The sequence below is a fragment of the Ferrovibrio sp. genome (assembly GCF_036381655.1).
Taxonomy (GTDB): Bacteria; Pseudomonadota; Alphaproteobacteria; order Ferrovibrionales; family Ferrovibrionaceae; genus Ferrovibrio.
On record NZ_DASVCJ010000077.1, the window covers coordinates 1 to 10,792 of the forward strand.

13 protein-coding genes and 2 pseudogenes are annotated in these 10,792 nt (G+C 67.4%); 4 read left to right on the top strand and 11 right to left on the bottom strand.

The features are described 5' to 3' along the window. Positions 1-350: pseudogene (locus tag VF194_RS17830) on the top strand (hypothetical protein); the annotation flags it as partial. Positions 351-411: 61 nt separating this feature from the next. Next, complete coding sequence (locus tag VF194_RS17835) at positions 412-1,530, top strand: patatin-like phospholipase family protein (RefSeq protein ID WP_330892549.1); 1,119 nt, start codon at positions 412-414, stop codon at positions 1,528-1,530. On the opposite strand, the gene VF194_RS17840 is transcribed toward VF194_RS17835, so the two are convergent. The 4 genes from VF194_RS17840 to hisF all read right to left on the bottom strand — a co-directional run bounded on the left by VF194_RS17840 (position 1,505) and on the right by hisF (position 5,813). After that, the gene (locus tag VF194_RS17840) at positions 1,505-4,171 is read right to left on the bottom strand and encodes a cation-transporting P-type ATPase (protein ID WP_330892550.1); all 2,667 of its coding nucleotides are present in this window, start codon (positions 4,169-4,171) and stop codon (positions 1,505-1,507) included. The genes VF194_RS17835 and VF194_RS17840 overlap by 26 nt on opposite strands. Before the next feature lie 123 nt (positions 4,172-4,294). Continuing rightward, a complete protein-coding gene (locus tag VF194_RS17845; protein WP_330892551.1) occupies positions 4,295-4,669 on the bottom strand; it encodes an HIT domain-containing protein in 375 nt (124 codons plus the stop codon). Positions 4,670-4,699: 30 nt separating this feature from the next. Then, a complete protein-coding gene (locus VF194_RS17850; RefSeq protein ID WP_330892552.1) occupies positions 4,700-5,029 on the bottom strand; it encodes a phosphoribosyl-ATP diphosphatase in 330 nt (109 codons plus the stop codon). A 22-nt stretch (positions 5,030-5,051) separates the two neighbouring features. After that, positions 5,052-5,813, bottom strand: a complete 762-nt coding sequence (hisF, locus tag VF194_RS17855) for an imidazole glycerol phosphate synthase subunit HisF (RefSeq protein WP_330892553.1) — start codon at positions 5,811-5,813, stop codon at positions 5,052-5,054. Positions 5,814-5,953: 140 nt separating this feature from the next. Between hisF and VF194_RS17860 the strand changes: the two genes are divergently transcribed. Next, positions 5,954-6,106 carry a type II toxin-antitoxin system HicA family toxin gene (locus tag VF194_RS17860; RefSeq protein ID WP_330892554.1) on the top strand — a complete coding sequence of 51 codons (153 nt, stop codon included), beginning with the start codon at positions 5,954-5,956 and terminating at the stop codon, positions 6,104-6,106. Positions 6,107-6,110: 4 nt separating this feature from the next. Further along, positions 6,111-6,527: a type II toxin-antitoxin system HicB family antitoxin gene (locus VF194_RS17865; protein ID WP_330892555.1), complete on the top strand. Its 417-nt coding sequence runs from the start codon at positions 6,111-6,113 to the stop codon at positions 6,525-6,527. A 25-nt stretch (positions 6,528-6,552) separates the two neighbouring features. On the opposite strand, the gene hisA is transcribed toward VF194_RS17865, so the two are convergent. From hisA to VF194_RS17900, 7 genes and pseudogenes are all read right to left on the bottom strand, one after another. After that, a complete protein-coding gene (gene hisA / locus VF194_RS17870; protein ID WP_330892556.1) occupies positions 6,553-7,281 on the bottom strand; it encodes a 1-(5-phosphoribosyl)-5-[(5-phosphoribosylamino)methylideneamino]imidazole-4-carboxamide isomerase in 729 nt (242 codons plus the stop codon). A gap of 8 nt (positions 7,282-7,289) precedes the next feature. Further along, the gene (locus tag VF194_RS17875) at positions 7,290-7,838 is read right to left on the bottom strand and encodes a GNAT family N-acetyltransferase (RefSeq protein ID WP_330892557.1); all 549 of its coding nucleotides are present in this window, start codon (positions 7,836-7,838) and stop codon (positions 7,290-7,292) included. A 13-nt stretch (positions 7,839-7,851) separates the two neighbouring features. After that, positions 7,852-8,493 (bottom strand): imidazole glycerol phosphate synthase subunit HisH, encoded by a 642-nt coding sequence (gene hisH / locus VF194_RS17880; RefSeq protein ID WP_330892558.1) that lies wholly within the window; start codon positions 8,491-8,493, stop codon positions 7,852-7,854. Positions 8,494-8,500: 7 nt separating this feature from the next. Continuing rightward, positions 8,501-8,941, bottom strand: coding sequence for a DUF2628 domain-containing protein (locus VF194_RS17885; protein WP_330892559.1), 441 nt, complete (start codon positions 8,939-8,941; stop codon positions 8,501-8,503). Positions 8,942-8,950: 9 nt separating this feature from the next. Further along, a complete protein-coding gene (gene hisB, locus VF194_RS17890) occupies positions 8,951-9,544 on the bottom strand; it encodes an imidazoleglycerol-phosphate dehydratase HisB (protein ID WP_330892560.1) in 594 nt (197 codons plus the stop codon). Between the two features lie 101 nt (positions 9,545-9,645). Beyond that, complete coding sequence (locus VF194_RS17895) at positions 9,646-10,182, bottom strand: hypothetical protein (RefSeq protein ID WP_330892561.1); 537 nt, start codon at positions 10,180-10,182, stop codon at positions 9,646-9,648. Between the two features lie 393 nt (positions 10,183-10,575). Next, positions 10,576-10,792, bottom strand: a pseudogene (locus tag VF194_RS17900) (methyl-accepting chemotaxis protein); the annotation flags it as partial.

Consider the following 10,792-nt stretch of genomic DNA (forward strand, 5'->3'; position numbering starts at 1 on the left):
ATCTCACCAAGGAGCAGCTTGCCGAGGCGGGCCCCAATTATCTCGAGGAGGAAATCCGCAAGCGCGTCGCCGACGGGCCGGTGCGCATGAAGCTGCAGGTCCAACTCGCCGAGCCGGGCGACAAGATCGATGATCCGTCGATCGCCTGGCCCGACAGCCGCAAGACCGTCGAGCTCGGCGTGGTTGAGATCGACAAGGTCGATCCCGACAGCGACGCAGCCCAGCGCGCTTTGTTGTTTCTCGAGAACGCCGTTCCAGCCGGCATCGAGACCGCCGACCCCATGATCGATATCCGCAGTCAGGCCTACGCCGTCTCCTTTGGGCGCCGTCACGCGACCGCGGCGCAGTGAGTTGAGGCAGAGATGTCGCATGGCTCTCCCCTCCTCCCGCCGCAAGGGCTAAATTCCTGATGTGACCGATCCTGCGGAAAAGACCGTGCTTGTCCTGCAAGGCGGCGGCGCGCTCGGCGCCTATCAGGCCGGCGCCTACGAGGCGCTCGATGCCGCCGGCTATCGGCCGGACTGGCTGGCCGGCATTTCGATCGGCGCGATCAACTCCGCGCTGATCGCCGGCAACCCGCCGGAGCGGCGGCTGCAGCGGCTGAAGGAATTCTGGGACCTGGTCTCGTCCAGCCTGCAGCTCAACGTGCTGACCGCCGGCGATCAGGACCGCCAGGTGGTGAACGAGGCCAGCGCCTTCCTGGGCAGCCTGTTCGGCGTGCCCGGTTTCTTTGCGCCGCGCGTGCCGCCGCCGCTGTTCCGCCGTCCGGGCAGCATCGACGCGCTGAGCTACTACGACACGGCGCCGCTCAAGACCACGCTGGAGCGGCTGGTCGATTTCGATTACCTGAACGAGAAGGGCCCGCGGCTGAGCGTCGGCGCCGTCGAAGTCGATACCGGCAATTTCACCTATTTCGACAGCGAGACGGAGCGCATCGGACCGGAGCATGTCATGGCCTCGGGCGCGCTGCCGCCCGGCCTGCCGCCGATCAAGATAGGCGAGCATTACTACTGGGATGGCGGGCTGGTCTCGAACACGCCGCTGAATTACGTGCTGGAATTCACCGGGCCGCGCAGGGATTCGGTCATCTTCCAGGTCGATCTGTTCAACGCCAGGGGCGGCATGCCGACGACCATCATGGAAGTGGCGCAGCGCGAGAAGGAAATCCGCTATTCCAGCCGCACGCGGCTGAACACCAACGAGTTCCGCGCCAAGCAGACCATGCGCCGCACCATGCAGCGCCTGCTGGCCAAGCTGCCGCCCGAACTGTACGACGATCCCGACGTGCAGTTGCTGGAATACTGGAGCTGCGATGCCCGCATCACCATCGCGCATCTGATCTACCGGCGGCAGATTTTCGAGACGCATTCGATGGATTACGAATTCTCGCGCCGCTCGGTGGAGGAGCATTGGGCGATCGGCCATCAGGACGTGGTGCATGGCCTGGACCATGCGGATTGGCGAAACCGCAGCAAGCCGGAAAGCGGCGTCGCCGTCTTCGATCTCACCCGCAACGGCGCGCGGACGTGACCGCGGCGGCGCGGGCCGGCCGCAGCGCCTTGTAGAGCTCCATCACCAGCAGCAGGCTGAGCGCCGGCGCGGCCAGCAGCAGGGCCAGCCGCAGATCGACGCCCTCCAGATGCAGCAGCGGGCCGATGCCGGGCAGGAAGGCGGCGGCGAACTGCAGCGCCTGCGCGGCCAGCACGCCGAGGATGAGCAGCGGATTGTCGGCCAGCGGTATGCGCAACAGCGAGCGCGTCTCGGACCGGCAGCTCAGCACCTGCATATTCTCGAACCACACCATCAGCCAGAGCGTCAGCCCCTGGGCGGCGACCGGCTCCAGGCGCAGGGCCTGCAGGCCATAGGCATAAGCGGCAAACGACACCGCGCCGATCACCAGTCCCGACAGCGCCACCTGCTCGATCATGCGGCCATCGAAGATCGGCGCATTGTTGGCGCGCGGCTCGCGCCTGAGCAGGTTGGGCTCGGCTTTTTCGAAGGCGAGCGCGACATCCTGGATGCCGTTGGTCACCAGGTTGAGCCAGATGAGCTGGATCGCGGTCAGCGGCGGCGGCAGGCCGGCAAGGCTGCTCAGCAGCATGAGCAGGATCTCGGCGGCCCCGGTGGAGATGCAGAACAGGATGACCTTGCGCAGATTGTCGTAGGCGGCGCGGCCCTCCTCGATGCCGGCGACGATCGAGGCGAAATTGTCGTCCACCAGGATCAGATCGGCGGCCTCGCGGGCCACATCGGTGCCGCTGCGTCCCATCGCGACGCCGATATCGGCCGCCTGCAGGGCGGCGGCATCGTTGACGCCATCGCCAGTGACCGCCACCACCTCGCCCTGCCGCCGCAGGCTCTGCACGATGGCGAGCTTCTGCAGCGGCTCGATGCGGGCGAACACGCTGGCGCGGGCGACGGCGGCATCGAAGGCGGCCCGATCCCTGGCCAGCGCGCGCAGTTGCGGTCCGGTGACGACGACATCCTCCAGCTTCGCCATGTCGGACACCAGGTCGAGCTGACGGGCGATGGCCAGGGCGGTCAGCGGATGATCGCCGGTGACCATGACGATGCCGATGCCGGCGGCGCGCGCCGCGCGCACGGCCGGCCGCGCCTCCTCGCGCAGCGGATCGATCAGGCCGGCGAAACCCAGCAGGGTCAGGCCGTCGAGCGATTCCGCCTCGGGCTCGGTGACCGGCCCGGCGGCGACGGCGATGACGCGATAGCCGTCGGCGGCGAGATCCCGCACCGCCTGCTCGGCCGCCGCGCGCCGGTCCGCCGCCCAGCTTTCGCTGCCGCAGAGCGCCAGCACGGTTTCCGGCGCGCCCTTGACATAGGCGATCAGCACATCGCCCTCGGCGTGGAAATCGGCGGCATAGCGGCGCTGCGGCTCGTAGGCGATCCGGCCGCGATGGCCGGCCGCCTCCAGGGCCGCGTCATAGTCGAAATGCGCCGCCAGACGCAGGAAGGCGAGATCGACGGCATCGCCGATCTCCTCGCCGCGATGATCGACATGGCGGAAATCCGGCCCGTGGCTTTCGGAACAGCGCGCCGCCGCCAAGGCGAGCGACGCGGCGGCGGGATGATGCGGCCGCACGCGGCCGTCGCCTTCGCCCGTGCGGGCCGGCAGCCAGACGGTCTCGACGCTGAGCCGGTTCAGCGTCAGCGTGCCGGTCTTGTCGGTGGCGATCATCGTGCAGGCGCCGAGGCCCTCGACGGCGGGCAGATGGCGCACCACGACATTGCGCAGGCCCATGCGATGCACGCTGATCGACAACGCCACCGTCATGGCGACCGGCAGGCCCTCCGGAATCGCGGATACCGCCAGGGCGATGGCGAGCAGGAAAATCTCCGCCGCCGGCGCGCCGCGTAGCATTTCCAGTCCGGCGACCAGCGCGATCAGCCCCAGGGCGGCGACGGAAATCTGCCGGGTGAACTGCGCCATGCGCGCCATCAGCGGCGGTTGCACGCCATGCCGGGTCAGCGCCTGGGCCAGCCGGCCGACTTCGGTATGCCGTCCGGTCGCGGTGACCAGCGCAACGCCGCGCCCGCTGCGCACCATGCTGCCGGCGAACAGCGCGGTGCGGCGCTCGCCGAGCGGCGCATCGGGCGCGCTCTCGGCTTCGGCCGCCTTTTCGACCGGAAGCGATTCCCCGGTCAGCAGGCTTTCATCGACGATCAGCGCCTCGGCCCGGATCAGGCGCAGATCGGCCGGCACCTTCAGCCCGCTTTCGAGCTGCACGATGTCGCCCGGCACCAGCAGCTCGATATCGAGCGGGCAAAGGCAATTGTCGCGCCAGGTCGGGATGCGGCCGTGCAGCAGCGTCTTCAGCGCCCGGGCGCGGGTTTCGGCGCGCCATTCCTGCCAGGCGCCGATCGTGGCGTTGAGCAGCAGCACGACGGCGATGAAGCCGGCATCCGCCAGATGGCCGAGCCCGAGCGACAGGGCGGCGGCGGCGAGCAGCAGATAGATGAAGGGCGACTGGAACTGGTGCAGGACGATGCCGGGCAGCGTCTTGCCGCGGATGTCGGGCAGGGAATTGCGGCCATAGCGGGCAAGCCGGAGCGCGGCCTGCGCCGTGCTCAGCCCCTGCGGCGCCGCCTCGAGCCGCGCCAGCGCCGCATCGGGCGGCAGGCTGTGAAAAGCGATCGCGCCGCTGTCATCGTCCATGCCGGCCATATTGCCGGCGGCGCCGGCCGGCCTCATTGACCAGGGTCAAGCCGCCGAAAGCATAAACCGCCAAAGCCGGGCCCCTCCGGGCCGGTTCGGGCGCGGCGTGTATGGAAGGCGGCGCTACTCGCCTTCCTTCTTCAGCATGCGGCCCAGATAGCGGCCGCCGAAGATATGCATGTGCAGATGCGGCACTTCCTGATTGGCGTTGGCGCCGCTATTGGCGAGGATGCGATAGCCGCCCGCCACGGCGCCGACGATGCGCGCGGTCTCGCCGATGGCCTGGATGAAATCGGCCTGCTCCTCGGCGCTCGCCTTGGCGGAAAAATCCTCCATGCTGACATAGGCGCCCTTCGGGATCACCAGCACATGGATCGGCGCCAGCGGGTTGATGTCGTGAAAGGCGAGGCAATGCCTGGTTTCGTGCACCTTCTTGCACGGAAGCTCGCCGCGCAGGATCTTGGCGAACACGTTGTTGGGATCATAGGCCTCTGCCATCCGCTCTCTCCCTCCGTCCGGATTTCCGCGTCAGGTCATCTGACGCGCTTTTTTCTCTTCGATGCCCGAGCGGCCCTCGCGGCGCGCCAGCTCGGCGCGCACGTCGTCGATGGTGATGCCGCATTCGGCCCACAGCACCAGCAGGTGGAAGACCAGATCGGCGCTTTCCGAGACGATCGCGTCATGCGGCTCGGAGACCGCGGCGATCGCCAGTTCCACCGCCTCTTCGCCCATCTTCTGGGCGATCTTGGCGCGGCCCTTGGCGAACAGCTTGGCGGTATGCGACACCGTCACATCGCCGCCCTTGCGGCTTTGGATCGTCTCGTAGAGGCGCTCCAGCAGGTCGCGGTTCTCGCTCATCGCCGTTCCTCCTTCTTGCGGGTTATGGCCGGACAGGAATGCCCGCTTCCGCCATGCGACGCTTGGCTTCCGCGATGCTATGCCGGCCGAAATGGAAAATCGAGGCGGCCAGCACGGCCGAGGCATGGCCTTCGAGCACGCCCGCGACGAAATGGTCGAGATTGCCGACGCCGCCCGAGGCGATCACCGGCACGCAGACGGCATCGGCCACGGCGCGGGTAAGCTGCAGGTCGAAACCCTTTTCGGTGCCGTCGCGGTCCATCGAGGTGAGCAGGATTTCGCCGGCGCCGCAGGCGGCCATGCGCCTGGCCCAGTCCACCGCGTCGAGGCCGGTCGGCTTGCGGCCGCCATGGGTGAAGACCTCCCATTTGCCGGGGCCGATATTGCGCGCGTCGATGGCCACCACGATGCATTGCGCGCCGAATTTCTCGGCCGCCTCGCGCACCAGTTCGGGGCGCTGCACGGCGGCGGTGTTGATCGAGGCCTTGTCGGCGCCGGCCAGCAAAAGCTTGCGCACGTCTTCCGTGCTGCGCACCCCGCCGCCGACCGTGAGCGGCATGAAGCAGCGTTCCGCCGTGCGGGCGACGACATCGTACAGCGTATCGCGCGCATCCGAGGATGCGGTGATGTCGAGGAAGGTCAGCTCGTCGGCGCCGGCGGCGTCGTAGAGCGCCGCCTGCTCGACCGGATCGCCGGCATCGCGCAGATTGACGAAATTGACGCCCTTCACCACGCGGCCGTCCTTCACGTCGAGGCAGGGGATGATGCGGACTTTGAGGGTCATCGGCAGGTTCCGGGCTGAGGCGGCTAGCCTTTTAGCGGATCGCGGCGGGATAGGCAAAAGTCTGTTGCCTGCCTTGCGTTGTGTATTATAATACACATTACTGATGAATAGCCGGGACCTGATCCGCCTCCTGGAAGCCGATGGCTGGCCGTTGGCGGCCCCTGCGGGGCTCGCACCACCAATACAAACACCCGAGCAAACTGGGCCGCGTCACGGTGCCGCATCCGAAAAAGGATCTGCCGACCGGCACCGTGAAATCGGTTCTGCGGCAGGCGGGGCTGAAGGACAGGTGAAGTGATGAGTTACTACGTCGCTCTGATCCACAAGGAGAAAGACAGCGCCTACGGCGTCAGTTTTCCGGATTTTCCTGGCTGTATCGGCGCGGACGATCACTCCGCCGAGGCTGCCGTGCGCGACGCCATCGAGGCGCTGGCGTTTCATGTCGAACAGATGCAGGCGGACGGGGAGCCTGTCCCTCCGCCGCGCAGCCTGGATGAACTCAGGCGCAGCCGGCAGTTCCGCGAGGAGGCCGAAGGCGCCATGATCGTCTATGTGCCGCTGCTGACGCCGGGCGGCAAGATCGAGCGCATCAATGTCAGCCTTGATGCGAATACCCTGCGGGTGATCGACGAAGCGGCAAAGCGGCGCGGCATGACCCGTTCGGAATTCCTGGCCACTGCCGCGCGTCAGACCATCGAGCGCGAAGCAGGCTGATCGCCAGAACAGTTATGCGCGGCTTCTAAGCCGCTTCCTTGAGCGCCTGGTGCGGATCGATGCGGCCGTCGTAGAGCGCGCGGCCGAGGATGGCGCCGTCGATCGCGGCGCCGCTGGCGATTTCGGCCTTGAGCGCGCGGATATCCTCGATGCCGGCGAGCCCGCCCGAGGCGATCACCGGAATCGGCACGGCGCGCGCCAGCGCGGCGGTGGCGGCGACATTGACGCCCTTCAGCAGACCGTCGCGGTCGATATCGGTATAGACGATGGCGGCCACGCCCGCATCGACGAATTTCTTCGCCAGCGCGACGGCGTCGAGATCGCTGGCTTCCGCCCAGCCCTCGACGGCGACGCGGCCCGCGCGCGCGTCGATGCCGACGACGATGCGGCCGGGCCAGCGCCGCGCCGCGCGCTTCACCAGTTCCGGATCGCGCACCGCGACGGTGCCGAGGATGACGCGGCTGATGCCGGCGGCGAGCCAGCTTTCGATGGTGGCTTCGTCGCGGATGCCGCCGCCGAGCTGGATCGGCAGATCGATCGCCTTGCGGATCGCCTGCACGGCCGCGGCATTGGCCGGCTTGCCGGCGAAGGCGCCGTCGAGATCGACCAGATGCAGATACCTGAAGCCGGCCTGCTGCCATTGCCGCGCCTGCGCCGCGGGATCGGTGTTGAACACCGTCGCCTGCGCCATGTCGCCCTGCTTGAGGCGCACGCATTCGCCGTTCTTCAGATCGATGGCGGGATAGAGATTCAAGGCGCGTCTCACTCGGCAGTCAGAATCTTGGTGTAGAAGATGCCGTCGATATAGGCGCCGTCGACCAGCGCATAGCGCGGCTTGACGCCCCAGCGCTGATAGCCGGCCTGCTCGACGAGCTGGATCGCGGCGACCTGGCTGGCGCGGATATCGAGATCGATCTGGCGGAAGCCGGCATCGCGGGCGGCCTCCTCGACCGCCCTGAGCAGGCCGCGCGCCAGGCCGTGGCCGCGCGCCCAGGGCGCGATGAAGAAGGAGGTGAGCTGCGCGGCATGCGCCTGCGCCTCGTTGTTCGGCGGTGGCCTGAGAAGCTGCGCCGAGCCGACGATGGCGCCGTCGAGGCGGGCGACGAACAGATCGCGCTGCGGCATCAGCAGCACGCCGCGCCAGTAGCTTTCCAGCACGCGGCGCGGCGGCGGACTGAGCCAGCCGAAGCCGTTGCCGTCGAGGATCGCCTTCTCGGCGGCCTCGCACAGCTCGTCCAGTTCGTCGTCGGTCAGTGCGGCGATCTTCTCGACCACCGCACTCGGCGTGATGTCCTTCACCTTGATGGTCATGACGCTACGCTCCTCAAGGTCTCCAGGTCAGAAAATTGGCCAGCAGGCGCAGACCGGTGGCCTGGCTCTTCTCCGGATGGAATTGCGTGCCGACCAGGTTGTCGCGGCCGACCGCCGCGACAACCGGGCCGCCGTAATCGGTTTCCGCCAGCACCACGGCGCGGTTCTCCGGCCTGATGTGGTAGCTATGTACGAAATAGGCATGCGCGCCGTTTTCAAGGCCGGCCAGCACCGGATGCCGCTGCAGGATGCGCAGCTCGTTCCAGCCCATATGCGGCACCTTGAGCGCGGCATCGGCCGGCTGGAGCAGTTCGACGGCGCCGCCGATCCAGCCCAGACCCTTGTGTTCGCCATGCTCGCGGCCGACGCTGGCCATGAGCTGCATGCCGACGCAGATGCCGAGGAAGGGCTTGCCCTTGCCGATCAGCTGATCGTTCAAGGCATCGATCATGCCGTCCAGCGCCGCCAGCCCGCGATAGCAATCGGCGAAGGCGCCGACGCCGGGCAGCACGATGCGCTCGGCCGCCGCCACATCCTCGACGCGGCCGGTCACCATCAGTTCGAGCGCGATGCCGTGATCGGCGGCGGCGCGCTGGATCGCCTTCGCTGCCGAACGCAGGTTGCCGGAGCCGTAATCGATCAGGGCCAGCTTCATGTCGGGCTCATACCAGGCGGGGAAAGGCGGTGGGGCCGTGGGCGGTCGGCATGACGGCGCCGGCGGAACCGGCGCCGCCTGAGACGTGCCGCGTCCGCAGATAGCGCGCTTCGGCTTCCGCGGCGCTGCCGGCCAGCACCACGGCGAGCATGCGCCAGCCGCGCCGCGCATAGGTCCAGCGGCGGAAATCGGCCGCCATGCAGCCGATCAGGAAACTGACGGCGATGCCCAGGGCCGTGCCGGCCGGTTCGGCGATGCCGCCGAAATCCAGCGCCAGGCCGAGCAGCAGGCCGAACGCCACATACAGCGCGAGCCCGAGCCAGAGCCGGTGCCAGAGCAGCCAGAACAGCGGAAACAGCGCCGCCCACCAGGAGAAGCCGCTGGGCACAGCCAGCAAGTCAGCTTCGCCGCCGTTGCCGGGGCGCTCATGCAGCGTAAAGAAACGCATGAGAGCCCCTTACAACGTGCCTTTGGTGGACGGCACCGCATGCGGCATGCGCGCGTCCAGGCTCATCGCATGACGCAGCGCGCGGGCGAGGCCCTTGTAGCAGGTCTCGACGATATGGTGGTTGTTCTCGCCGTACAGGTTCTCGACATGCAGCGTGATGCCGGCATTCTGCGCGAAGGCCTGGAACCATTCCTTGAACAGCTCGGTGTCCATGTCGCCCAGCTTGGGCTTGGTGAACTGGACCTTCCAGACCAAATAGGGCCGGTTCGAGATGTCGAGCGCCACCCGGGTCAGCGCCTCGTCCATCGGGATCAGCGCATCGCCATAGCGCCGGATGCCGGCGCGCTCGCCCAGGGCCTGCGCCACCGCCTGGCCGATGGCGATGCCGGTATCCTCGGTCAGGTGATGGAAATCGATATGGATGTCGCCCCTGGCCTGGACCTCGAGATCCATCAGGCTGTGGCGCGACAACTGCTCGAGCATGTGATCGAGGAAACCCACCCCGGTGCTCACCTTGTAAGCGCCGGTGCCGTCGAGGTTCACCGCGACGGCGATATCGGTTTCCTTGGTTTTCCGGGCAACGCTGGCCTTGCGTTCGGCCATACCGCTCTCCTTCCGCCGGCCCCGGACGGGCCGCCTGACTGCAATCGGAATTCGCGCGCGGTATAGCAGGAACCGGGCCGAAGGGCTAGGTCGCAGGGTCGCTATTCTCCGGCGGGCACGGATTCGGCCGCCCGCATGGGCGGGTCGGGCGCGACATGGCGGGCCGCCATGGCCGCCAGCGCCAGGCCGTATTGATACAGCAGGCCGTTGAGCGGCAGCATTTCCGGCATGGCCAGCACCGCCGTCCAGCGCTGCCGGCCGGTTTCCAGGTCGTGCAGCAGCGGCTGCAGGAGGCCGAGCTTGCTGACCGGCGACATGCCGCGCAGGCAGGTCACCGGCAGGCCTTCGATCATGCGGTTGAAGCGGCCGACGACGCGGTCGGCCCGGCTTTCCCCGATTTCGGCCGGCGGTTGGCCGCCGGCCAGCAGCGCCGCCGGGTCGAGCCTGGGCTTTTCCGGCGGCTTGACGGCGGGCGGAACCCAGAGCAGCCGCAGCGCCTGACGCAGAGTGTTGACCGTCGCCAGCCATTCGGCGGTATGGGCCGGGTCGTCGACCAGATCCGAGGGCAGCGAGGTCGCGCGCAGCAGCGCGAGCACCTGATTCAGCCTCTGGCGGATCGCGTCCAAGGCCCAGACCATCCTAGCTGCCGGCCCGCCACGCTCCGCCCGGTTGCAGCCGCATCCCGGCGCAGCGTTCGGATCGGGCATCGGCCTCGGAAAAATTTCCTCTGAACACGGTGTTTGTTGCTCTCGCTTATTACAATTGGTCGCATCAACAGCCACGGTACCTGCCATGCCGGCCAGGTACACCAGAAAGAGCAAAAAATCCTTTTATTACAGACCATGGGACTCGTACTGCGAGTCCAGATTAGGGCAATTACTCTTTTTTGGCGAGTAGAAATGAAAAATTTTTCTGCTTTTCTGATCGGTCCAGAATGCAGGAGTATGCCGCGATAAAAATAAAACTAGAACACGGGCAACGATTATTCAACCATGAATCAGGAACAGGCAGGGAAAATCCAGAGCGCGGCGTTATGCAACCCGGAAGCGACCCAGCAGGGCGGCGAGTTCATCGGCCTGGCTGGCCAGGGTCTGCGACGAGGCGGTCGTCTGCTCGACCAGGGCGCCGTTGCGCTGGGTCATCTCGTCCATGTTGCCGACGGCGCCGTTGACCTCCTCCAGGCCGCGCGCCTGCTCGGCCGAGGCCGCGGCGATCTCGGCAACGATGTCGGAGACTTTCTTCACCGCG

Coding starts and splice junctions, on each gene's coding strand:
- VF194_RS17840 (WP_330892550.1), bottom strand. CDS start 4,171: ATGGACGATGACAGCGGCGCGATCGCTTTTCACAGCCTGCCGCCCGAT.
- VF194_RS17845 (WP_330892551.1), bottom strand. CDS start 4,669: ATGGCAGAGGCCTATGATCCCAACAACGTGTTCGCCAAGATCCTGCGC.
- VF194_RS17850 (WP_330892552.1), bottom strand. CDS start 5,029: ATGAGCGAGAACCGCGACCTGCTGGAGCGCCTCTACGAGACGATCCAA.
- hisF (WP_330892553.1), bottom strand. CDS start 5,813: ATGACCCTCAAAGTCCGCATCATCCCCTGCCTCGACGTGAAGGACGGC.
- VF194_RS17860 (WP_330892554.1), top strand. CDS start 5,954: ATGGCTGGCCGTTGGCGGCCCCTGCGGGGCTCGCACCACCAATACAAA.
- VF194_RS17865 (WP_330892555.1), top strand. CDS start 6,111: ATGAGTTACTACGTCGCTCTGATCCACAAGGAGAAAGACAGCGCCTAC.
- VF194_RS17875 (WP_330892557.1), bottom strand. CDS start 7,838: ATGACCATCAAGGTGAAGGACATCACGCCGAGTGCGGTGGTCGAGAAG.
- hisH (WP_330892558.1), bottom strand. CDS start 8,493: ATGAAGCTGGCCCTGATCGATTACGGCTCCGGCAACCTGCGTTCGGCA.
- VF194_RS17885 (WP_330892559.1), bottom strand. CDS start 8,941: ATGCGTTTCTTTACGCTGCATGAGCGCCCCGGCAACGGCGGCGAAGCT.
- hisB (WP_330892560.1), bottom strand. CDS start 9,544: ATGGCCGAACGCAAGGCCAGCGTTGCCCGGAAAACCAAGGAAACCGAT.
- VF194_RS17895 (WP_330892561.1), bottom strand. CDS start 10,182: ATGGTCTGGGCCTTGGACGCGATCCGCCAGAGGCTGAATCAGGTGCTC.